The sequence below is a fragment of the Methylomagnum ishizawai genome (genome assembly GCF_900155475.1).
In the GTDB taxonomy this organism is placed as follows: domain Bacteria; phylum Pseudomonadota; class Gammaproteobacteria; order Methylococcales; family Methylococcaceae; genus Methylomagnum; species Methylomagnum ishizawai_A.
This window is the reverse complement of record NZ_FXAM01000001.1, coordinates 1834851-1855728: the sequence shown is the minus strand read 5'-3', so window position 1 is coordinate 1855728 and position 20878 is coordinate 1834851. Positions and strand designations below refer to the sequence as shown.

General features: G+C 63.0%; 23 protein-coding genes and 1 pseudogene. 17 read left to right on the top strand and 7 right to left on the bottom strand.

Annotated features, from left to right (window positions below):
• Nucleotides 1-132 precede the first annotated feature (132 nt).
• From B9N93_RS08375 to B9N93_RS24570, 3 genes are all read left to right on the top strand, one after another.
• Nucleotides 133-1974 carry an asparagine synthetase B family protein gene (locus B9N93_RS08375; protein WP_085212652.1) on the top strand — a complete coding sequence of 614 codons (1842 nt, stop codon included), beginning with the start codon at nt 133-135 and terminating at the stop codon, nt 1972-1974.
• Nucleotides 1971-3074 carry a glycosyltransferase family 4 protein gene (locus B9N93_RS08370; protein WP_085212650.1) on the top strand — a complete coding sequence of 368 codons (1104 nt, stop codon included), beginning with the start codon at nt 1971-1973 and terminating at the stop codon, nt 3072-3074. Before B9N93_RS08375 ends, B9N93_RS08370 begins: the two co-directional genes overlap by 4 nt.
• Before the next feature lie 140 nt (nt 3075-3214).
• A complete protein-coding gene (locus tag B9N93_RS24570) occupies nt 3215-3382 on the top strand; it encodes a PEP-CTERM sorting domain-containing protein (RefSeq protein WP_125468896.1) in 168 nt (55 codons plus the stop codon).
• A 48-nt stretch (nt 3383-3430) separates the two neighbouring features.
• On the opposite strand, the gene B9N93_RS25960 is transcribed toward B9N93_RS24570, so the two are convergent.
• The 4 genes and pseudogenes from B9N93_RS25960 to pyrF all read right to left on the bottom strand — a co-directional run bounded on the left by B9N93_RS25960 (nt 3431) and on the right by pyrF (nt 6501).
• Nucleotides 3431-3859, bottom strand: coding sequence for an aldehyde dehydrogenase family protein (locus B9N93_RS25960; protein WP_254899357.1), 429 nt, complete (start codon nt 3857-3859; stop codon nt 3431-3433).
• A 112-nt stretch (nt 3860-3971) separates the two neighbouring features.
• Nucleotides 3972-4796 (bottom strand): annotated as a pseudogene (locus tag B9N93_RS08365) (aldehyde dehydrogenase family protein); the annotation flags it as partial.
• Nucleotides 4797-4808: 12 nt separating this feature from the next.
• Nucleotides 4809-5762, bottom strand: a complete 954-nt coding sequence (locus tag B9N93_RS08360; RefSeq protein WP_085212648.1) for an MDR/zinc-dependent alcohol dehydrogenase-like family protein — start codon at nt 5760-5762, stop codon at nt 4809-4811.
• 10 nt (nt 5763-5772) lie between these two features.
• A complete protein-coding gene (pyrF, locus tag B9N93_RS08355; RefSeq protein WP_085212646.1) occupies nt 5773-6501 on the bottom strand; it encodes an orotidine-5'-phosphate decarboxylase in 729 nt (242 codons plus the stop codon).
• 94 nt (nt 6502-6595) lie between these two features.
• Here pyrF and B9N93_RS08350 point away from each other — a divergent pair, with 94 nt between their 5' ends.
• The 7 genes from B9N93_RS08350 to B9N93_RS24565 all read left to right on the top strand — a co-directional run bounded on the left by B9N93_RS08350 (nt 6596) and on the right by B9N93_RS24565 (nt 12491).
• Nucleotides 6596-7522, top strand: coding sequence for an AEC family transporter (locus B9N93_RS08350; protein WP_085212644.1), 927 nt, complete (start codon nt 6596-6598; stop codon nt 7520-7522).
• Between the two features lie 130 nt (nt 7523-7652).
• Nucleotides 7653-8066: an NADH-quinone oxidoreductase subunit A gene (gene ndhC, locus B9N93_RS08345; RefSeq protein WP_085212642.1), complete on the top strand. Its 414-nt coding sequence runs from the start codon at nt 7653-7655 to the stop codon at nt 8064-8066.
• A 13-nt stretch (nt 8067-8079) separates the two neighbouring features.
• Entirely contained in the window at nt 8080-8724 is a 645-nt protein-coding gene (locus B9N93_RS08340; RefSeq protein WP_085212640.1) for an NADH-quinone oxidoreductase subunit B, read from the top strand.
• Nucleotides 8725-8734: 10 nt separating this feature from the next.
• A complete protein-coding gene (nuoC, locus tag B9N93_RS08335; protein ID WP_085212638.1) occupies nt 8735-10480 on the top strand; it encodes an NADH-quinone oxidoreductase subunit C/D in 1746 nt (581 codons plus the stop codon).
• 35 nt (nt 10481-10515) lie between these two features.
• A complete protein-coding gene (gene nuoE, locus B9N93_RS08330) occupies nt 10516-11004 on the top strand; it encodes an NADH-quinone oxidoreductase subunit NuoE (protein ID WP_085212636.1) in 489 nt (162 codons plus the stop codon).
• Entirely contained in the window at nt 10997-12238 is a 1242-nt protein-coding gene (nuoF, locus tag B9N93_RS08325) for an NADH-quinone oxidoreductase subunit NuoF (RefSeq protein WP_085212634.1), read from the top strand. The genes nuoE and nuoF overlap by 8 nt, the downstream gene beginning before the upstream one ends.
• A 25-nt stretch (nt 12239-12263) precedes the next feature.
• Entirely contained in the window at nt 12264-12491 is a 228-nt protein-coding gene (locus B9N93_RS24565; protein ID WP_125468895.1) for a hypothetical protein, read from the top strand.
• Here B9N93_RS24565 and B9N93_RS08320 read toward each other — a convergent pair.
• The 3 genes from B9N93_RS08320 to B9N93_RS08310 all read right to left on the bottom strand — a co-directional run bounded on the left by B9N93_RS08320 (nt 12488) and on the right by B9N93_RS08310 (nt 15124).
• Nucleotides 12488-13420 (bottom strand): transposase family protein, encoded by a 933-nt coding sequence (locus tag B9N93_RS08320; RefSeq protein WP_085212632.1) that lies wholly within the window; start codon nt 13418-13420, stop codon nt 12488-12490. The two genes, B9N93_RS24565 and B9N93_RS08320, sit on opposite strands and share 4 nt — an antisense overlap.
• A gap of 589 nt (nt 13421-14009) precedes the next feature.
• Nucleotides 14010-14555, bottom strand: coding sequence for a transposase (locus B9N93_RS25430; protein ID WP_254899467.1), 546 nt, complete (start codon nt 14553-14555; stop codon nt 14010-14012).
• A 20-nt stretch (nt 14556-14575) separates the two neighbouring features.
• A complete protein-coding gene (locus tag B9N93_RS08310) occupies nt 14576-15124 on the bottom strand; it encodes a winged helix-turn-helix domain-containing protein (protein ID WP_085211012.1) in 549 nt (182 codons plus the stop codon).
• Nucleotides 15125-15241: 117 nt separating this feature from the next.
• Here B9N93_RS08310 and B9N93_RS24560 point away from each other — a divergent pair, with 117 nt between their 5' ends.
• From B9N93_RS24560 to nuoK, 7 genes are read left to right on the top strand one after another with little or no spacing between them, the layout of a single operon-like run.
• Nucleotides 15242-15460 carry a DUF2281 domain-containing protein gene (locus B9N93_RS24560; protein ID WP_176225194.1) on the top strand — a complete coding sequence of 73 codons (219 nt, stop codon included), beginning with the start codon at nt 15242-15244 and terminating at the stop codon, nt 15458-15460.
• Nucleotides 15447-15869, top strand: coding sequence for a type II toxin-antitoxin system VapC family toxin (locus tag B9N93_RS08305; RefSeq protein WP_085212627.1), 423 nt, complete (start codon nt 15447-15449; stop codon nt 15867-15869). The genes B9N93_RS24560 and B9N93_RS08305 overlap by 14 nt, the downstream gene beginning before the upstream one ends.
• A gap of 33 nt (nt 15870-15902) precedes the next feature.
• Nucleotides 15903-18578: an NADH-quinone oxidoreductase subunit NuoG gene (nuoG, locus tag B9N93_RS08300; protein WP_085212625.1), complete on the top strand. Its 2676-nt coding sequence runs from the start codon at nt 15903-15905 to the stop codon at nt 18576-18578.
• Nucleotides 18575-19519: an NADH-quinone oxidoreductase subunit NuoH gene (gene nuoH / locus B9N93_RS08295; RefSeq protein ID WP_085212623.1), complete on the top strand. Its 945-nt coding sequence runs from the start codon at nt 18575-18577 to the stop codon at nt 19517-19519. The genes nuoG and nuoH overlap by 4 nt, the downstream gene beginning before the upstream one ends.
• Nucleotides 19510-20043: an NADH-quinone oxidoreductase subunit NuoI gene (nuoI, locus tag B9N93_RS08290; RefSeq protein ID WP_085212621.1), complete on the top strand. Its 534-nt coding sequence runs from the start codon at nt 19510-19512 to the stop codon at nt 20041-20043. Before nuoH ends, nuoI begins: the two co-directional genes overlap by 10 nt.
• A complete protein-coding gene (gene nuoJ, locus B9N93_RS08285; protein ID WP_085212619.1) occupies nt 20043-20543 on the top strand; it encodes an NADH-quinone oxidoreductase subunit J in 501 nt (166 codons plus the stop codon). Before nuoI ends, nuoJ begins: the two co-directional genes overlap by 1 nt.
• Complete coding sequence (gene nuoK, locus B9N93_RS08280; RefSeq protein ID WP_085212617.1) at nt 20540-20851, top strand: NADH-quinone oxidoreductase subunit NuoK; 312 nt, start codon at nt 20540-20542, stop codon at nt 20849-20851. Before nuoJ ends, nuoK begins: the two co-directional genes overlap by 4 nt.
• Nucleotides 20852-20878: the final 27 nt, after the last annotated feature.

Genomic DNA, 20878 nt, shown 5'->3' with positions numbered 1-20878 from the left:
GGCTGCGGTGACAGGGCAGTTGTCGTTTTGGCAAGGATGCCAGCCCGAACAGACGCCACCTACCCGCCCCAAACCCCGACCCGCTACAATCCCCGCCCATTTCCACCGCACCAGCAATCAAGGGGATGCACCATGGCTTTATTGTTCGGCTGGCACGACCCGGCCCTGGACCCGGCGGAAGCCGCGGCGCTGTTGGACCGGGTGGAACGGGACGCCCTGTTCCCGCTGCCCCGGTCGTCGGCACGGGAAGGCTCCGGCCTCTGCGCCACCTGGGGCGGCGATACGCGGCGGGAAGCCGATGGCCTGCTGGCCGCGCTCATCGGCCATCCACAGTGGAAAAACCCCGAACTCGCCCAACTCGCGGCGGACCTGGGCCACGCCGCCGCCCTGGCCGCCGCCTACCGCCGCCACGGCGCGGACTTGGTACGGGAACTCGCCGGCGCGTTCGTGCTGGCGCTGATCGACCCGGCCCAACAGCGCACCCTCCTGGCCCTGGACCGTATCGGCCAGCGCCATTTGTTCTACGCCCGCACCGCCACCGGCTTGGTATTCGGCACCCACGCCGACGCCGTCCGCGCCCATCCCGGCGTGAGCGGCGAAATCGACCCGCAAGCCGTGTTCGATTACGTCTATTCCCACCACTGCCCCAGCCCCGGTTCCATCTATAAACACCTCCGCAAGCTGGACGGCGCGGAACTGCTGCTGTTCCAAGCCGGGGAAATCCAGGTCCGGCGCTATTGGCAGCCCGAGTTCAGCGAAACCGCCGCGCCTCTGGCCGAACTGGCGCAAGCCCTGCGCGAAGGGCTGTTCGGAGCGGTGGCGCGGTTGGGCGCGGACGGGCGCAAGCTCGGCGCGTTCCTGAGCGGTGGCTTGGACAGTTCCACCGTGGCCGGCGCCTTAGCGCGGGCGAGGCCGGGCGCGGCCCCGACCTTCTCCATGGGCTTCCCGATCGAGGGCTACGACGAGATGGCCTACGCCCGCATCGCCGCCGCCCATTTCAAGACCCAAGCGCACGAGTATTACCTGAGCCCCGACGACGCCGTCGCCGCCATCCCCCAAATCGCCGCCGCCTACGACGAACCCTTCGGCAATTCCTCGGCCCTGCCGACTTATTTCTGCGCCAAGCTGGCGAAGGCGCACGGGATGAATTTATTGCTGGGCGGCGATGGCGGCGACGAGTTGTTCGCCGGGAACACCCGCTATGCCACCCAACGGCTGTTCCAGCCCTATCTGGCCTTGCCGGGCGCGGTACGCGGCGGTATCGAAACCGCGTTCAGGGCGCTGCCGGAATCTCTGGCCGGCACCTTCCCCTTGCGCAAGCTGGTCCGCTACCTCGAACAGGCCAAGACCCCACTGCCCGACCGCCTGCACGATTACAACTTCCTGCACCGCATCAAGTTGGACGCGGTGTTCGCCGCCGATTTCCTGGCCCAGGTCGATGGCGACGCGCCGCTGGAAATCCAACGCGCCAGCTACCAGCGCCCGGCGTCGGCTTCGGCGCTGAACCGGATGCTATATCTGGATTGGAAAACCACCCTGCACGACAACGATTTGGTGAAAGTCAACCAGATGTGCGAACTGGCCGGGGTGGCGGTGGCCTATCCCATGCTCGACGACGCCGTGGTCGAGTTGTCCTGCCGGGTGCCGTCGGCAATGAAACTCAAGCTGGGGCAATTGCGCTGGTTTTATAAACAGGCCATGGCCGATTTCCTGCCCCCGGCCATCCTCGCCAAATCCAAGCACGGCTTCGGCCTGCCCTTCGGCGTCTGGCTCAAGGAACACCCACCCCTGCGCGAACTGGCCTACGACAACGTGCTGAAACTCAAGGACCGGCCCTATTTCCGGCCTTCGTTCCTGGACGAGGCGATCCAGATGCACCAATCGGGACACGCCGGTTATTACGGCGAATTGATCTGGATTCTGATGATGTTGGAACTGTGGTTCTCGGCCAAGGCTGGCGGGAGCGGACTATGAACCCGCCCGTCGCCACTCTGGCCTTGGTGGGACCGCTGCCGCCGCCCTCGGGCGGGATGGCCAACCAAACCCGGCAACTGGCCCGCCTGTTGACCGAAGCCGGGATCGAAGTCGTGGTGGTGCGGGTCAACGCGCCCTACCGCCCCGCCTGGGCCGGGCGGCTGAAAGGCGTGCGGGCGCTATTCCGCCTGTTGCCATACCTTAGGGAATTATGGAATGCCGCCGGGCGTTGCCAATTGATGCATGTGATGGCGAATTCCGGCTGGTCCTGGCATTTGTTCACCACGCCCGCCGTGTGGATCGCCCGGTTGCGCGGCGTGCCGGTGGTGGTCAATTACCGGGGCGGCGAGGCGGAGGAATTCTTCGCCCGCGCCTTCGCCTGGGTGCGCCCGACCCTGCGGCGGGCCGACGTGATCGCCGTACCGTCGGACTTCCTGGACGGGGTGTTCCGCCGCCGGGGTTTCGCGCCCCGCATCGTGCCCAATATCATCGACCTATCGCGCTTTTCCCCGGCCACCGGCGCGGATGCCATGGATGCCGCCCCCCAGGTGGTGGTGGCGCGGAACCTGGAGGATATCTACGACATCCCCACCGCCTTGCGGGCGTTCGCGCTGCTGCGGGAACGCTTCCCCAGGGCGCGGCTGAGCGTGGCCGGTTCCGGTCCCCGCCTGGAAACACTGCGGCGACTGGCGGAGGCGCTGGACATCGCTTCGGCCACGACATTCACCGGCCACTTGGATAACGAGCACATGGCCGAACTTTACCGGGACGCCCAACTGATGCTGAATCCCAGCCTGGCCGATAACATGCCGATTTCGGTCCTGGAGGCGCTGGCTTCCGGGGTGCCGGTGGTCAGCACCGATGTGGGCGGGATTCCCCATCTGGTCGAGGACGGAACCACCGCCCTGTTGGTGAAGCCCAGCGACGCCGAGGCCATGGCGGCCGCCGCCGTCCGCCTGCTCGAAGACGCGGAATTGTACGGACGCCTGCGGGAGGCGGGCTTGGCTTTGGTGCGGCGATATGCCTGGGACGAGGTGCGGGAACGGCTATTCGCGGTGTACCGGGAAGCCGTGCGCGGTTCCGGCCCGGGCCCGGCCTAAGCGCCGGGCCGGACCGATGGGCCCACCCGGTGCGGACCCCCATTCGTAGCGCTGGGGTTGCAGTAGGGCCTTGTTTTCAATACAATCTTTGGCGATGGCATCGATGCCATCCCCTTTTTCCATTCCACAGGAGAAACCCTATGAACAACAACATTTTTTCCAAAGTCGTCGGCATTGTGTCCTTGATGCTGATCTCCCAAATCGCTTCCGCAAGCGCGCCGGTCCCGGAGCCTGAAACCTTGAGCCTATGGGCGCTAGGTGCCGGCGCCCTGGCCTTCGTCAAATGGCGTGGCCGCAAGCGGGGCTGACCTCCAGCCGACGGGGAGCGGACCGCCGTTCCCCCGTCCCTCTAACCATCAACCCACCCACACCGTCTTGACATTGACGAACTCGCGCAGCCCGAACCCGCCGAGTTCGCGCCCATAGCCCGAAGCCTTCACCCCGCCGAACGGACACCGCGGGTCGCTCCGCACCACGCCATTGACGAAGGCCAGTCCGCATTCCAAGCCACGGGCGAAGCATTCGCCCCGTTCCAAATCTCGCGTCCACACCGAAGCGCCCAACCCGTAGCGGTGCTGGTTGGCGAGCGCCAAGGCTTCCGCCGCGTCCTTGGCCCGCACGATAACCGCAGCCGGACCGAACATCTCCTCGTCATGGGCGGGCATTCCCGGCCATACCCGGTCCAGGATTGAGGGCGGATAGAAAAACCCCGGCCCGTCCAACGGGACGCAGCCCAACACCGGCACGGCCCCGAGCCGGATCGAGGCTTCCACCTGGACGTGCAAACCATCGCGCAAATCGGCGCGGGCCAAGGGACCGACCTGGGTGGCTTCCCGGCAGCGGATCGCCCACGGCCAAGGCCGCGACTCCGGCGCGGAACCGTTCCAGGAACTCGTCGGCGATGGTTTCCACCAGGATGAAGCGCTTGGCGGCGATGCAGCTTTGGCCCGCGTTCTGGAACCGCGCCGTCACCGCCGCGGCGACCGCCTCCGCCATATCGGCATCGTCCAACACCACGAAGGGATCGGAACCGCCAAGTTCCAGCACGGTTTTCTTGAGGGCCGCGCCCGCCAGGGCGGCAATGCGGCGGCCGGCCTTTTCGCTGCCGGTCAGCGTGACCGCCTGTACCCGCGGCCCGGCGATCAAGGCTTCGGCTTGGGCGTGGGTGATGGGCAACCAGCGGAACACGCCGGGCGGCAACCCGGCTTCCAACCATAGGCCGTCGATGGCAGCGGCGCATTGGGGCACATTGGGCGCATGTTTCAGCAGGCCGCTATTACCCGCCATCAAGGCCGGGGCGGCGAACCTGAACACCTGCCAGAATGGGAAATTCCAGGGCATCACCGCCAACACCGTGCCCATAGGCTCATAAGCGGCGTAGCTGGCGCGGGCCTCGGTGGCGATGGCTTGGTCTTCCAGCCAATGGGCAGCGTGATCGGCGTAGAACTCGCAGGCCAGGGCGCACTTTTCGATTTCCGCGCGGGCTTGCTGGAGGGGCTTGCCCATTTCCAGGGCGATGAGGCGGGCGTAGGTCGCGAGCCGCTGGCGCAGAAGACCGGCGGCGCGGCGCAGGATAGCAGCGCGTTGTGGCAGCGGGGTGGCTCGCCACGCGGGCGCGGCCTCGGCGGTTTGAGCCAGGGCGGCGTCGAGTTCGGCGTCGGTCCAGGCCGGGCGGGTGTGAAGCAAAACGCCGGTGGCGGGATTCAGGCTGTAATAATCCATGGCGGACGCGGCTCAGGGCCGCAGCAGGAATTTCAACGCCCCCGGCTGCCCCGCCGCCGCGAAGGCTTCCAGCCCCCGCGCCAAGGGATATTCGGCCTCGATCAAGCCGGTGGGATCGACCAGTCTCCGTTCCAAGCAGCGCAAGGCCGCGCCGAACGGTCCACAGCGCGAACCCACCACACTGATTTCATCCACCACCAGCGCGGAAAAATTGACGCTGATTTCGCCACGATAGGTCGATTTCAACACCAGGGTGCCGCGCGGACGCACGGCTTTCCGGGCCAACTCGAAACCGGACGGCGAACCCGTGGCCTCGACCACCAGATCGAACCGCCGTTCCGCCAGGTTTGCGGCCTCGACGGTGGGAATACCGCGTCCGGCCAATAACCGGCATTGCTGGGGATGGCGGGCCACCACTTGCAAATCGCAGCCGGTCAGGGCCAAGGTCTGGGCGATCAATTGGCCCAAGCGCCCGGCCCCAACCAACAGCACCCGGCTATCCGGGCTTACCGCGACCTGGGTTTGGATTTGCAGCGCCGCCGCCAAAGGTTCGACAAACACCGCCGCCTCGTCCGGGACGCTATCCGGCACGGGCTGGAGGTTCCGGGCGGGCAGGGCGAGATAGTCGGCGAACGCGCCATGACGGCCCCGGATGCCCAGCACATCGCGGCGCTCGCAATGGGTGGGGCGTCCGGCCCGGCAGTTTTCGCACTCACCGCAAACGGCGTTGATCTCGCCGACCACGCGCCGTCCCACGAGGCCGGGATCGTCGGCTTGCACCACCTCGCCCACGAACTCATGGCCGGGAATGCCGGTGAACGGATAATAGCCGCGCACCAGTTCCAAATCGGTGCCGCAAATCCCGGCGAGGCGGACCCGCACCAGCGCCTCGCCCGTACGGGGGACGGGCTCGGGCAGTTCTGCGCGTAAGGACAGCCGTTGATCTTCCAGCCACAGCGCCCGCATGGCCCGGCCCTCAGACCGCGCCGAACACTGCCGCGATCTGGGCTTGCGCCCGCAGCGCGGCCTCCCTCGGGTCTGCCGCGTCGCGGATGGGACGGCCCACCACGATGTAATCCGCCCCGTTCTGGAAGGCTTGCTCCACCGTCACCACCCGCTTCTGATCGTCGGCGGGGCGGTTCTCCACCGGGCGGATGCCGGGGGACACCACCAGCAGCTTATGGTCCACCTCGCGGCGCAGGGCGGGCACTTCCAGGCCGGAGGAAATCACCCCGTCGCAGCCCAAAGCCAAGGCGCGGCGGGCGCGGGATAATACCAATTGCTGCACATCGCAGGAGAATCCCAGGTCGTCCATATCGCCTTGGTCCAGGCTGGTCAGCACGGTGACGGCCAGCACCTTCACCTCGCCCTTGCTCTGGGCGGCGGCCCGCATGATGGCGTCGTTGCCGTGGACGGTGGCGAAATCCACCCCGTGCTGGCTCAAGGCCTTGACCGCCCGGCCCACGGTTTCCGGCACGTCGAAGAACTTGAGGTCGGCGAACACCCGCTTGCCCCGGCCTTTCAACCATGCGACCAGCCCGAAATAATCGCCGGCCATGAACAACTCCAGGCCGATCTTGTAGAAATCCACGGCGTCGCCCAAGGTCTCCACCAGTGCCTTGGCCTCGGCCACGCCGGGCACATCCAGGGCCATGATGAGGCGTTCGTGGGGGGGGATGTTGTTCTGGGAAAGCAATTCGGTCATGGTCGTTCCTGAGTCTGAGGGTTGAGCGGTGGGGCCGGCAGCCCTGGCACCCCGCTTGCTAGAATAGCCGCCCGGTTCAACAAGAGGAACGGCGATGGTTGGGGTGCTGATGCAGATGGGCGCGTTGATCCTCTGCGGCGCGGCGTGGCGCATTATAAGGCCGGGCGGCGTGGATGCCGACCTGGCCCGGCGGGTGCTGACCACCCTGGTATTCAATTTCTCGCTGCCCGCCTTGGTGCTGACGGTGCTATGGCAAGCCGATCTGGGGCGGCAAACGCTCGCTATCGCCCTGTTCGGCCTGGGGACCGTGCTGGCGGGCGTCGTGGCGGCTTGGCTGTTGTTCACCTTGTTGCGGGTCCAGCCCCGGCGGCGCGGCGCGGCCATCCTGGCCGTGGCCTTCGCCAACGTGACCTATATGGGTTTGCCGGTGTTGGAGCATATCTTCGGTCCCTGGGCGCGAGCCGTCGCCATCCAACTCGACCTATTCGCCAACACGCCCCTGCTGCTGGGTTTGGGCGCGTTGATCGCCCGCCATTACGGCACGGCGGAAACCCCGAGCGAAGGGCTGTTGCGTCCCTTGCTGGTGAATCCGCCGCTGTGGGCGGCCTTGCTGGCGATGGGACTCGATGCCGGCGGCGTGGCCGAACCCGCTTGGCTGGCCCGCCCGCTGCAATTGCTGGCGTCCCCGGTCGTGCCCTTGATGCTGCTGGCCTTGGGACTGGGACTGCACTGGGATTCCTGGCGCTGGCGCAACCTGCCCACGGCGGGGCTGGTCATGGCCCTGAAGCTGATGGCGATGCCGCTGTGCGGGTTGTGGCTGGGACGCTGGCTGGATTTCCAGGGCGAGACCTACCAAGCATTGGTGCTGGAATCGGCCATGCCCAGCATGTTGCTGGGCGTGGTCTATTGCGACCGCTACCGGCTGGACACGGCGTTCTATGCCTTGGCGGTGCTGCTGACGACGCTGGGGGCGATGCTGTCCTTGCCGTATTGGCATGGGCAGGCGGCGTTGGCGGGATAACGCTGGACGCGCCTGGAATCCAAAGCCCGGTCGCCGCGCCCCTCCGCAACTCCACCCGCTTTGCAGCGCCGGGGATTTCCGTTAGGCTTGGGTCCACCGGCCCGACCGGGCCACCCTACGGAGCCTCGCGATGGACGATTTCGTACAGGTCTCCCAACTCTGGCCGCTGATCGCCTATTCCGCCGCCGCGCTGGCCGTGGTGGCGGCGATGCTGGCCCTGCCCCGCTTCCTGTCCGGCCAGCGCCCGCCGGGACGCTATACCGGCAGCCCGTTCGAATCCGGCGTGGTGCCGGTCGGCGATATCCATGTGCGGCTGGCCGTGCAGTATTACCCCGTCGCCCTGTTCTTCGTCATCTTCGACCTCGAAGCCATCTTCATCTACGCCTGGGCGGTGGCCTTCCGGGAGGCGGGCTGGCCGGGCTATGTCGAGATGCTGACCTTCATCCTGGTCTTGCTGGCCGCGCTGTTCTACCTCTGCCGCTCGGGCGCCCTGGATTGGCGCACCCGGCGGCAACGCAGCCAAGACGCCTATTTCAAGCACTGAAGGAGCCACCGCCATGCGCTGGAGCCTCACTCCCGCCGATGCCGACCCCGCGCCCACCCCTGGCGAACGGGTCAACGAGGACATCTTCCGCCGCAACCTGCTGTTGGCAAAGCTGGACGATATGATCGCCTGGGGCCGCGCCCATTCGGTGTGGCCGTTCAATTTCGGGCTGTCGTGCTGCTATGTGGAGATGGCGACCGCCTTCACCTCGCGCTACGACATCGCCCGCTTCGGCTCGGAGGTCATCCGCGCCAGCCCACGCCAGGCCGATCTGATCGTGATTTCGGGCACGGTGTTCATGAAGATGGCCCCGGTGATCCAACTCTTGTACGAGCAATTGCTGGAACCGCGCTGGGTGATTTCGATGGGTTCCTGCGCCAATTCCGGCGGCATGTACGATATCTACAGCGTGGTGCAGGGGGTGGATCAATTCTTGCCGGTGGATGTGTATGTGCCGGGGTGTCCGCCCCGGCCCGATGCCTTGTTGGAAGGTTTGCTCTTGCTGCAACAGGCCATCGGCCAGGAGCGGCGGCCCTTGGGCCAGGTGGTCGGTCCCGGCGGCATCCAGGATAAAACGGCTTTGCCCAGTTTCCGCGATTTGAAAACGCCGGAAAGGATGCGGGCCACATTGCTCAGGGAACCGGATTCGATGGACTAGCAGGACAGTAATGGACAGCAGCCCGCTCATCACCGAACTCGAACAGCGCTACGGCGCGGACACTTTCGTCCGCCAAGCCGCCGCCGACGGCATCGCCACGCTGTGGCTGGCGAAGGAACGCCTGCTGAAAATCGTCGCCTACCTCAAGCGCGAAATCGACCGGCCCTTCACCATGCTATTCGACCTCTACGCCATCGACGAGCGCCAGCGCCAGCACCGGGCGGGCCAGCCCGACAGCGCCTTCACCGTGGTCTACCACCTGTTCTCGATAGGCCGCAACCAGGACATCCGCCTCAAACTCGCCCTGCCCGCCGACAAGCCCACCGCGCCCAGCATCACCCCGATCTATCCCAACGCCAATTGGTACGAGCGGGAAGCCTACGATCTATTCGGCATCCGCTTCGAGGGCCATCCCAACCTGCGGCGTATCCTGATGCCGCCGACCTGGAACGGCCATCCCCTGCGGAAAGACCATCCCGCCCGCGCCACCGAGATGGAACCCTACACCCTGCCGCCGCGCAAGGAAGAAGCCGAACAAGCCGCCCTGCGCTTCGTCCCCGAGCAATGGGGCATGAAGCGCCACGGCGAACACAACGATTTCCTGTTCCTGAACCTCGGGCCGAACCATCCCAGCGTGCATGGGGTGTTCCGCGTCGCCCTGCAATTGGACGGCGAAGAAATCGTCGATGCCGTGCCCGATATCGGCTACCACCACCGCGGGGCCGAGAAGATGGGCGAGCGCCAATCCTGGCATTCCTACATCCCCTACACCGACCGGGTGGACTATCTCGGCGGCTCCCTCAACAACCTGCCTTATGTCATGGCCCTGGAAAAGCTGGCCGGGATCGAAGTCCCGGCCCGCGCCCAGACCATCCGGGTGATGCTGTCCGAACTCTACCGCATCGCCAACCATCTGCTGTTCTATGGCACCTTCGCCCAGGATGTCGGGCAGTTGTCGCCGATCTTCTATATGTTCGTGGACCGGGAGAAGGTGTTCGAGATCATCGAGGGCATCAGCGGGGCGCGGATGCATTCCAGCTTTTTCCGCATCGGCGGCACGGCGCTGGATTTGCCGGACGGCTGGGATAAGCCACTCGCCGAATTCTGCGACTATTTCCCCAAGCGGCTGGACCAGTACGACAAAATGGTCATGGGCAATAGCATCCTCAAAGGCCGTACCGTCGGCATCGGGGCTTACACCACCGCGCAAGCCTTGGACTGGGGCGCGACCGGGCCGGGTCTCCGGGCCACCGGGCTGGCGTTCGATTACCGCAAGGCGCGGCCTTATTCGGGCTATGAACAGTTCGAATTCGAGGTGCCGACCGGCCATAACGGCGATTGCTACGACCGCTGCCGGGTGCGGGTGGAAGAGATGCGGCAGAGCGTCCGCATCCTCCGGCAATGCGTGGCGAACATGCCTTCCGGTCCCTACAAGGCCGAGCATCCCCTGACCACGCCGCCCCCCAAACCGCGCACCCTGCACGATATCGAAACCCTGATCCAGCATTTCCTCAACGTCAGTTGGGGGCCGGTGATGCCCGCCGGGGAAACCTCGGCCTGCGTGGAAGCCACCAAGGGGTTGAACCGCTACGCCCTGGTCAGCGATGGCGGGTCGATGTCGTACCGGACCCGCATCCGCACGCCGTCTTTCGCGCATTTGCAGATGATTCCGCTGATGGCGAAAGGCTTGATGATCGCGGATTTGATCGCGATCCTGGGGAGCATCGATTTCGTGATGGCGGATGTGGATCGATAAGCGCGGCGATGACTGGCACTCTGGAGGCACCCACGATGAACACCGACACCGCCCTCACCCCCGCCGAAACCGCCGAAATCCAAGCGGCCCTCACCCATTATCCCGACCCCGCCGCCGCCAGCATCGAAGCCCTCAAGATCGTCCAGCACCACCGCCGCTGGGTTTCGGACCAAGCCCTAGCCGCCGTGGCCGATTTGCTGGGCATGCCCATCGCCGAATTGGAAGGCGTCGCCACCTTCTACAACCTGATCTACCGGAAACCCGTGGGCCGTAAGGTCATCCATTATTGCGACAGCGTGAGTTGCTGGCTGCTGGGCGCGGACGCGGTGCGGGCGCATCTTTGCAAGCGGCTGGGCATCGGCTTGGGCGAAACCACCCAGGATGGCCGCTATACCTTGCTGCCCATCGTCTGCCTCGGGGCTTGCGACCACGCGCCGGTGTTGATGCTGAGCGGACAATTGCACGGCGACCTCGACAGCGCCAAGATCGACACGCTCCTGGCACGGGAGCAACACCGTGGATAAGCCCCTGACCCGCAACCTCAAGCCGGACGGCAGCGCCGCCACCCTGGCCGAATATCAAAACACCGGCGGCTATGACGCTTGGCGCACGGCGCTCCGCGATCTGGCCCCCGCCGAAGTCGTGGCTCGGGTCAAAGACGCGGGACTCCGGGGCCGGGGCGGCGCGGGTTTCCCGACCGGGGTGAAATGGAGCTTGGTTCCCCGGACACCGAGCCAAAAATACGTGGTGGTCAACGCCGACGAAATGGAACCCGGCACCTTCAAGGACCGGCGTTTGCTGGAAGGCGACCCGCATCTTTTGCTCGAAGGCGCGGCGCTGGCGGCCTACGCGGTCGGGGCCGATACCGCCTATATCTTCCTGCGCGGCGAATACATCGAAGCCGCCCGCCGCCTGGAACACGCCCTGGCCGAAGCCCACGCCGCCGGGCTGTTGGGCCGGAATATCCTGGGCACGGAATTCAGCCTCGACATCCACCTCCACACCAGCGCCGGGCGCTATATCTGTGGCGAGGAAACCGCCTTGCTCAACGCCCTGGAAGGCAAACGCGCCAATCCCCGTACCAAGCCGCCCTTCCCGCAAATCGCGGGGCTATGGGGCAAGCCCACCGTGGTCAACAATGTGGAAACCCTGTGCAATGTGCCGGGCATCGTGGCCCAGGGCGCGGCGTGGTACAAGGACTTGAGCCGCAGCCAGGACGCGGGCACCAAGCTTTACGGCGCGAGTGGCCGGGTCAACCGTCCGGGCCTGTGGGAATTGCCGATGGGCACGCCGATCCGCGAGATTCTGGAAGAACACGCGGGCGGCATGCAACCGGGCTATGAACTGCGGGGTTTCCTGCCCGGCGGGGCTTCGACCGACTTCCTGTTGCCGGAACACCTGGGCCTCGCCATGGATTACGACACCCTCCAAAAAGCGGGCAGTCGCCTGGGCACCGGCACCATGATCGTCCTCGACGACCGGACCTGCCCGGTGCGGATGGTGTTGAACCTGGAACGCTTCTTCGCCCAGGAATCCTGCGGTTGGTGTACGCCCTGCCGCGATGGCCTGCCATGGGTGGCGCAAATCCTGGAGGATTTGGTCGAAGGGCGCGGTCGGCCCGAAGATTTGGACCAGTTGGCGAAATTGGCGCGGTTCATGGGGCCGGGCAATACTTTTTGCGCGCTGGCACCGGGGGCGGCGGAGCCTTTGCAGAGTGCTTTGAAGTATTTCCGGGGGGATTTCGAGCGGTATTTATAGCATCACTCCAACAGGGGAAAACAAGATGACTAGGGAATCACAAAAAATAAAAGAAAGAGAACACCTTGAAAAAGCATTTAATTTATTAAAAATAAAATACGATGTACTTTACGACAAACCAGAACCCCCAGACTTTATAATAAGTGTAGATAACAAAACAATTGGCCTTGAGATTACAGAAAAGTATAGAAAGCTCGACTTAGAAAAACAAAGCAAAGAGCTGCAAAGTTCAATAGACATGTTCCCAAGCTAACCTATTGTTTTTAATGATAATTTAAAATTCCAGAGGCCAGCACCAATATAAATGAAGGTATCTAATAAATGTGCCAGATGGTTTCTTGAGCGATGTACTAAACTATGCAGACATTTCATCCCGCCGATGGCATGCTCAACAGCCACGCGGGTTTTAGCAAGCTTCCGATTATGTTTCTTCTGTGTTGGTGTTAATTTCGGATCAGGATTCGCTTTGGACTTCTTTGGCTTTTTATGGGGGATTTGAATGGCCCGTGCGTGGGGATAATCATTTTTAATGCCTTGGAATCCGAGATCAACCTCGATAAGTTGCTTTTGAAACCATGGCAAGGCGGGCGGAAATTCCGTCTTAAACAGGGCATAGTCGTGGACACTTCCCGGCACGGTGGAGCTAAGGAATAGGATTTTCTTGGCGGGGTTGGCAATCACTAGGTTATTAACGCCGTGATGTTTTTTTTTACCGCTGTAGCGTTGCTCTTGTTGGGATTTATCCTGGGGCCTGAGGGTCGCCCGCTCCGTGCCATCAATGATGATAGTAGGTTGTTTTTCAAGGAGTCTATCCAGCGCCTCAACCGTCTTGACCGAACGTTCGGGAAGTGTTTTCAGATGGGCTAGGCTCGCTTGAAGGATGGGCAGCAGTGTTTCTAAATGATCGAAAGCATGGCCTCCACTGAAACCAAAGAGATAGCCCAGTACGTCGTAACTGGGATAGTTTTTCAAGTAATAAAGGACAAAAAACAGCCGGTGTCCAAAGCTAGATAGATAGCCTGGGAAAGCGGGGCTAGGCGCGTCGAGCGAAGGGCCACCGTACTGGTCACGATAAGTTGATTCAAAAGACAGAAGTAAATGCTTGAACTGATCTTTGGTAAGTCCGGTCAAGGCTTTGCAAACACGATCATTGCCGATGTCGTCAAGGCTGCTAAAGATCATTGTGGAAGCACCATTAAAAAGGATTCGTGGGGAATTGCGATTGATCTTACTCTGCGGACCTTGCAGTAACAATTATGAACAGAATATTTATGAGGCCTTGGGAACATCTCTAATATAGATAATCACACAGGCAATGAATTAATAAAAAATCACATAAAAATCATAAGGATATATGAACCAGCAGCCCAAAACCCAACAAGAGACATTGTTAGTTTTTATGACACGGCGGAAGCAGGAACCGAATACATCGATGAAGCCATAATGGAAAAAGACCCCAAAATATATATTCGCCCCGTAGAGGAAAGATGGTTATTAATTGTTCTCCCAGAAATGATGATGACTGGCGACTTGCGCTCTCCAAATTCAGCATCAACAACTATCAAACACAATTTTTCCAAAGTTTACTTGCTTGACTCATACCACAACATAGTCATTCCAGTGAATTCCGTTTGATTCAGCGCATTATAGAATATAACCATCTTATCGTTCCCACGGAGACCGTGGGAACGATAAATAATGGCTCAGGATGAGGATGAGGAATCACAAGCCGACGTATTGGAATGGAGCAAGCCATTACTCCCTTCCCGGCCTAAGACCACCCACTTTTTGGCAGGCGGTAGATATGCCTGAGGATGTTTTTGATCTGCTGGGGCGTTTGCGGAGGGGCCTGGGCCAAGTGCCGACGGACACGCTCGGCCCGCTGCTGGACGGTCATGGCGTGGGGCAGGTGGTAGAGGGAGTTCTTCCTGACGGGGTGGATGAGGTATTTGGCCGGGTTGAACTTGGGGGAGTAGGCCGGGGTGTGGAGGAAGTCCACGGCGATGCCCTGGGCCAGGGCGATTTCCGCCAGCAGGTCTGCCAGCGCGGCCTTCATGGAGTCGTTGTGGATGGAGCAGTTGTCGAGGATGAACAGGATGTGGCGGAAGCCCAGGCGGGCATATCGCAGGACGATCAGGGCGATGACGTAGACGGCGTTGCCGGTTTTGGCCTGGGGCTGGAAGTCCACGGTGGTCCGGCCACTGTTCAGGTCCAGGGCCAGGAAGCCGTTCAGTTTCTCCCGCCGCTTCTCGTTGCTCGGCGGCGCCGGGGCGGTGTTCTTCTCCGCCCAGGCATAATGGGTGCCGGTCGTGGACAGCAGGGCGAACTCGTCGAGGGCTACAAGGGCGGTGTCGGTTCCGGCCTCGGCGGTTTTTTTTCGAGATCCTTCACGAAGCTGGCCCGCTCGGCGGGCTTGGCGGGGCCGTAGTCGCGGTGGGCGCGCTGGAGGGAGAGACCCAGTTCGTCGAAGATTTCGTAAAGCCGGTTGGCGCTCAGCGACAGGCCCCATTTCTTGCTGAGCAAGTCCTGGACGTGGACCGCCGTCCATTGGTAGCTGTCGATGCCATAGTCCGCCGGCGCCTTGTGGAGCAGGATGTAGCGCAGAACCTTGCGCCGCTGCGGGTTCAGGGTTTGCGGGCGGGGCCGCCTTTGCGGGGCCAGCAGGGCGTCGAAGCCGCCATGAAGGTAGCTGTCCAGCCACTTCTCCAGCGTCTTGCGCTGGACTCCCTGGCTGCGGCAGACCTCGGCCATGCTCTCGCCGTCCCACAGGGACCTCAAGGCCAGCAGCCTACGCCGCCGGCTCTGCTGCTGGTGGCGGTAGAACAGCGCCTGCCACCGTTCGCGGTCCTGCGGGGCCAGCCGTTGGATGCGGATAGAGCGGTTCATCTTGCCTTTCCCGGTCTAGTTCCATTGCCTAGAAGCTTAGCCGTTCTTTAGGCGGGAAGGGAGTAATCGGGGATATTGCCATTTTAGCCAATGACCGCAAATACAAATAGGTGTTCCATGGACATACAAGCAACGATTAATCAACACATAGCCAATCTACCACCGGACTTACGGATGGAAGTATTGGATTTCGTGATCGCCCTGGAGCGGAAACATTCCGCACAGCCGGTTAAAAAATCTTTTATCCAAAAACTCAGGGAAATGCCAGATGTAGGATTGGACGAGGATTTCGAGCGGATCCACAGCACGAGCAGGCCCAGCGATGTTTTTGATTGACACCAATGTGGTCAGCGAAATCCGCAAAGGCCGAAGAGCCAATATTGGCGTCCAAAAATTTTTCGACGAAGCGGAGAGAAACGATGCCTTGTGTTTTCTATCTGTCGTAACCATCGGAGAATTGAGGCGCGGCGTTGAATTGGTTAAGCATCGTGGAGATATACAACAGACCATAGTTTTAGAAAGCTGGCTTGAATCGGTGCGTGAGGAATATGCGGATCGCATCCTGGACTTCACCGAGGAAATCGCGATGACATGGGGAAAATTAATGGTTCCACATCCAGAAAACGCCATCGACAAACAAATAGCCGCCACGGCTTTTCACCGCGGTTTGACCGTCATTACCCGCAATATCGATGATTTTGCATCCAGCGGCATACCGGTGATTAATCCGTTCCTCCACAATTAATAATCCGAACCCGAGCGCATAGCGTGGCGAACCATGGCAACCATCATCCTCGACGGCCAAACCCACACAGTCCAAACCGGCGGCAACCTGCTCCAAGCCTGTTTGTCGCTGGGGCTGGAGCTGCCTTACTTCTGCTGGCATCCGGCCCTGGGTTCGGTCGGTGCCTGTCGGCAATGCGCAGTGCGGCTCTACAAGGATGAGAACGACCAGCAAGGCCGCTTGACCATGGCCTGCCTGACGCCCGTCACCGAAGGACTCCGCGCCGACCTCCAAGCCCCGGAAGCCCAGGACTTCCGCGCCGGGATCATCGAAGCCTTAATGACCAACCACCCGCACGACTGCCCGGTCTGCGAAGAAGGCGGCGAATGCCATCTGCAAGACATGACCGTGATGACCGGACACACCGTCCGCCATTACCGGGGCTTGAAACGCACCCACCGCAACCAACAGCTCGGCCCCTTCATCAACCACGAAATGAACCGCTGCATCGCCTGCTACCGCTGCGTGCGCTATTACGGCGATTATGCGGGCGGCGAGGACTTGGGGGTGTTTTCCATCCGCAACAACGTCTATTTCGGGCGGGCGCAAGACGGGGTTTTGGAGAACGAATTCAGCGGCAATCTGGTCGAGGTCTGCCCGACCGGGGTGTTCACCGACAAGACCTTCAGCGCCCATTACGCCCGCAAATGGGATTTGCGCTACGCCCCGTCGATCTGCCCGCATTGCGCGGTGGGCTGCAATATCAGCCCCGGCGAGCGCTTGGGCAGGCTGCGGCGCGTCATCAACCGTTATCACGGCGCGGTGAATGGCTATTTCCTGTGCGACCGTGGCCGGTTCGGCTATGGCTACGTGAACGGCGGGCAGCGGATCATGCACGCGGAACTGCATGGCGAGCCGGTCTCGCCCCACGCCGCCGTGGCCCAATTGGCCCGCATGGCGAACGGGCGCGTCATCGGCATCGGTTCGCCCCGCGCTTCGTTGGAGGCCAATTTCGTGTTGCGGGAACGGGTCGGGTCTGCGAATTTCTACGCCGGGTTTTCCCGCATCGAGGCCGGATTGGCAGCGGCGATTGTGGACATCCTGCGCGATTGGCCGGTGCGGGTGCCCGCGGTGCGGGAAATGGAACGGGCCGACGCCGTGCTGATCCTGGGCGAAGATGTGACGAACACCGCACCGCGCTTGGCGCTGACCTTGCGGCAGGCGGTACGCAACCGGGGCTTGGCTATCGCCGCGGCGCTCAAGATTCCCGCTTGGTTGGACAGTGCCGCCCGCCACGCGGCCCAGGCCGAAAAAAGCCCGCTGTTCATCGCCAGCCCCGCGCCGACCCGGCTGGACGATGTGGCGAGCGCGACCCATCGCGCCACGCCGGAAGCCATCGCCCGGCTGGGTTTCGCGATAGTCCACGCGCTGGACGCCGCAGCCCCGGCGGTATCCGGTCTATCCGAAACGGAAACACGTCTAGCGGCAACCATCGCCGCCGCCCTGGCCGCCGCCGAGCGGCCCTTGCTGATATCGGGGATGGGCTGCGCCAACCTGGCCGTGGTGCGGGCGGCGGGGAATATCGCCCGCGCCCTGGCCGCGAAACGCGACGTGCCCACGGTGGACCTGTGCTACGCCGTGCCGGAATGCAACACGCTGGGCTTGGCGCTGATGGATGGGCGCAGTGTCGAGGACGCCTTCGCGGCGGCACGGGAAAACGACGCGCCCAGCTTGATCGTGCTGGAAAACGATGTATACCGCCGCGCACCCGCCGCGACGGTCGATGCGGCCCTGGCCCGGTTCCGCCAGCGCATCGTGATCGACCACAGCCGCAACGCCACCACCGCCCGTGCCGATTTGCTCCTGCCCTCGGGCAGCTTCGCCGAAACCGAGGGCACCTTCGTCAGCCTGGAGGGCCGGGCGCAGCGCTTCTTCTCGGTCATGCCGCCCCTGGGCGCGGCCCGCGATGCTTGGCGCTGGCCGTTCGCCACACAGCGCGATACTTGGCAAAACCTCGACGCCGTCACCGCCGCCTGCGCCGCGGCCTTGCCGGTGTTCGCCCGCATCGTCGAGGCCGCGCCCGGAACCGGATTCCGGGTCCAAGGCGACAAGATCGCCCGCGCCCCGGCCCGCTACAGCGGCAGGACCGCGATGCACGCCGACCAGCGTTTGCACGAACCCAAGCCGCCGGACGATCCCGATTCGGCCCTGAGCTACAGCATGGAAGGCGCGGACACCGGGATTCCTCCGGCCTTGCGGCCCGTGGCCTGGGCGCCGCGCTGGAATTCCCATCAGCAGGCGACGACCCAATTCCAGGACGAGGCGGGCGGGACTTTGCGCGGCGGCGATCCGGGCGTGCGCTTGATCGAACCGGCGGACACCCCCGCGCCCTGTTGGTTCGAGGATATTCCGCCCCTCCTTTCCCCGGACGAACCCGGTTTCCGCGCCGTCATCCTGCACCGGATTTTCGGCGGCGAGGAACTCAGCGCCTTGGCCCCGCCCATCATCGAGCGGGCACCCGCGGCCTGCGCCCTCATGCACCCGGACGATATCGCCCGGCTGGGCCTTGGCGATGGCGTGACCGTGGCCTGGGAGCGATGCCGCTTGGATTTGCCGCTGCGCCCGGAACCGGGCTTGGCCCAGGGTGTGATCGGCCTCCCGGAAGGCGGGGTTCCGGGGGGATTACCGGAACGGGTGGACGTATGGGTTCCCCAGGAGGAACAGCCATGAGCGTGGGTTCGCCCCTCAACGTGGTCTCGATCCTCGCGGCCTTGATCGTTGTGGCGGCTTGGCTGATCTGGGTCGAACGGCGGCTGTTGGCGCTGTGGCAGGACCGGCTCGGGCCCAACCGGCTCGGGCCTTTGGGGCTGTTCCAGATCGTCGCCGACATGCTGAAGATGCTGAGCAAGCAGGATTGGATTCCGCCCTTCGCCGACGCCCCGGTGTTCGTGCTGGCCCCGACCGTGGTGATGCTGACGGGGCTGACCGCCTTCGCCGTGGTGCCCATCGCGCCGGGAGTGGGCATCATCGACCTGGGTTTCGGATTGTTGTACTTCCTGGCCCTGGCTTCGCTGTCGGTGTACAGCGTGATCCTGGCGGGCTATGCCTCCAATAGCAAATACGCCTTGTTCGGGGCGCTGCGGGCGGCGGCGCAGACCCTCAGTTACGAGGTCTTCATGGGCTTGTCGGTGATGGGCGTGGTGATGCTGGCGGGGAGCTTCGATTTACGCGCCATCGTCGAGGCGCAACGCGAGGGCTGGTTCGTGGGGCCGCAGTTCCTGGGTTTCCTGCTGTTCCTGGTCGCCGCCGTGGCCGAGAGCCATCGCGGACCCTTCGACCTGCCGGAAGCCGAAACCGAATTGGCTGCGGGGTTCCATGTCGAGTATTCCGGCATGAAGTTCGGCATGTTCTTCGTCGGCGAATACATCGGCATCACCTTGGGCGCGGCCATGATCACGACCTTGTTTTTCGGCGGCTGGCTGGGGCCGTGGCTGCCGCCGGTCGTGTGGTTCGTCCTGAAAACCCTGTTGTTCATCCTGCTGTTCATCCTGATGCGCGGCGCCCTGCCCCGGCCTCGCTATGACCAATTGATGGCCTACGGCTGGAAGGTCTTGCTACCCTTGTCCCTGCTCAACCTATTGGCGACCGGAGGGCTGCTGCTATGGGCTTGATCGGCGGTTTCCTCAGCCAGGTGCAGACCTTGTGGACGGTTTTGGCGCATACTTTCGCCCGCGCCGATACCGTACAGTACCCGGAACAAATGCCGCGGCTCGCTCCGCGCTACCGGGGCCGCATCGTGTTGACCCGCGACCCCGACGGGCAGGAACGCTGCGTGGCCTGCAACCTCTGCGCCGTGGTCTGCCCGGTGGATTGCATCGCCCTGCAAAAGGCCGAAACCCCGGAAGGCCGCTGGTACCCGGAATGGTTCCGCATCAATTTCTCGCGCTGCATCTATTGCGGACTGTGCGAAGAAGCCTGCCCGACCTATGCCATCCAACTCACCCCGGATTTCGAGATGAGCGAATACGACCGCCACCACATGGTTTACGAAAAACAGCACCTCCTCATCGACGGCCCCGGCAAATACCCGGATTACCACTTCTACCGGGTGGCGGGCAAAAGCATCGCAGGGAAAGACAAGGGCGGGGCCGAACACGAAGCCGCCCCGGTGGATATTCGGAGCCTGTTGCCGTGATGCTGCAAATCCTGTTCTATTCGGCAGCGGGGGTGGCGGTGGTCTCGACGCTATTGGTGGTCGCCAGCGCCCACGCGGTCCATGCCCTGCTGTACTTGATCCTGTCCCTGCTGGCTTCGGCGGTGGTGTTTTATCTGATGGGGGCGTATTTCGCGGCGCTGCTGGAAGTCATCATCTATGCCGGGGCGATCATGGTGCTGTTCCTGTTCGTGGTGATGATGCTGAACCTGGGCCAGCAAACCCAGGAGCAGGAAAAGCGCTGGCTGGAACCCTCGATCTGGCGCTGGCCTTCGGCCATGGCGACGGTGTTGCTGATCGAATTCGCCTATGTGGTGTTGCTGGGCGACGGACGCCATCCCACCGGGCATATCGTGACCGCCAAGGAGGTCGGCATCGCCTTGCTGGGACCGTATGTGATCGCGGTGGAACTGGCCTCGATGCTACTGCTGGCCGGACTGGTCGGGGCTTACCATCTGGCACGGCCGGAGGCGGCGCGATGAACGGCCTGGTGCCGATGGAGCATGGTTTGGCATTGTCGGCCATTTTGTTCGCGCTGGGACTGACCGGCGTGTTGATGCGGCGTAATTTGATCGCGGTATTGATGTCGCTGGAAATCATGCTGAACGCCGCCGGGCTGGCCTTCATCGTGGCCGGTTCGCGCTGGAACCAGCCGGATGGGCAGATCATGTTCGTGCTGGTGCTGAGCTTGGCGGCGGCGGAAATCGGGGTGGCCTTGGGCTTGGTGATGCGGATTTATCGGACTTATAAGACCTTGGACGCGGATGCTTTGAGCGGGATGCGGGGATAAAATCATACCGCATAGGCATTAGGTTTT

Coding starts and splice junctions, on each gene's coding strand:
- B9N93_RS08375 (WP_085212652.1), top strand. CDS start 133: ATGGCTTTATTGTTCGGCTGGCACGACCCGGCCCTGGACCCGGCGGAA.
- B9N93_RS08370 (WP_085212650.1), top strand. CDS start 1,971: ATGAACCCGCCCGTCGCCACTCTGGCCTTGGTGGGACCGCTGCCGCCG.
- B9N93_RS24570 (WP_125468896.1), top strand. CDS start 3,215: ATGAACAACAACATTTTTTCCAAAGTCGTCGGCATTGTGTCCTTGATG.
- B9N93_RS08360 (WP_085212648.1), bottom strand. CDS start 5,762: ATGCGGGCGCTGTGGCTGGAAGATCAACGGCTGTCCTTACGCGCAGAA.
- pyrF (WP_085212646.1), bottom strand. CDS start 6,501: ATGACCGAATTGCTTTCCCAGAACAACATCCCCCCCCACGAACGCCTC.
- B9N93_RS08350 (WP_085212644.1), top strand. CDS start 6,596: ATGGTTGGGGTGCTGATGCAGATGGGCGCGTTGATCCTCTGCGGCGCG.
- ndhC (WP_085212642.1), top strand. CDS start 7,653: ATGGACGATTTCGTACAGGTCTCCCAACTCTGGCCGCTGATCGCCTAT.
- B9N93_RS08340 (WP_085212640.1), top strand. CDS start 8,080: ATGCGCTGGAGCCTCACTCCCGCCGATGCCGACCCCGCGCCCACCCCT.
- nuoC (WP_085212638.1), top strand. CDS start 8,735: ATGGACAGCAGCCCGCTCATCACCGAACTCGAACAGCGCTACGGCGCG.
- nuoE (WP_085212636.1), top strand. CDS start 10,516: ATGAACACCGACACCGCCCTCACCCCCGCCGAAACCGCCGAAATCCAA.
- B9N93_RS24565 (WP_125468895.1), top strand. CDS start 12,264: ATGACTAGGGAATCACAAAAAATAAAAGAAAGAGAACACCTTGAAAAA.
- B9N93_RS08320 (WP_085212632.1), bottom strand. CDS start 13,420: ATGATCTTTAGCAGCCTTGACGACATCGGCAATGATCGTGTTTGCAAA.
- B9N93_RS08310 (WP_085211012.1), bottom strand. CDS start 15,124: ATGAACCGCTCTATCCGCATCCAACGGCTGGCCCCGCAGGACCGCGAA.
- B9N93_RS24560 (WP_176225194.1), top strand. CDS start 15,242: ATGGACATACAAGCAACGATTAATCAACACATAGCCAATCTACCACCG.
- B9N93_RS08305 (WP_085212627.1), top strand. CDS start 15,447: ATGTTTTTGATTGACACCAATGTGGTCAGCGAAATCCGCAAAGGCCGA.
- nuoG (WP_085212625.1), top strand. CDS start 15,903: ATGGCAACCATCATCCTCGACGGCCAAACCCACACAGTCCAAACCGGC.
- nuoH (WP_085212623.1), top strand. CDS start 18,575: ATGAGCGTGGGTTCGCCCCTCAACGTGGTCTCGATCCTCGCGGCCTTG.
- nuoI (WP_085212621.1), top strand. CDS start 19,510: ATGGGCTTGATCGGCGGTTTCCTCAGCCAGGTGCAGACCTTGTGGACG.
- nuoJ (WP_085212619.1), top strand. CDS start 20,043: ATGCTGCAAATCCTGTTCTATTCGGCAGCGGGGGTGGCGGTGGTCTCG.
- nuoK (WP_085212617.1), top strand. CDS start 20,540: ATGAACGGCCTGGTGCCGATGGAGCATGGTTTGGCATTGTCGGCCATT.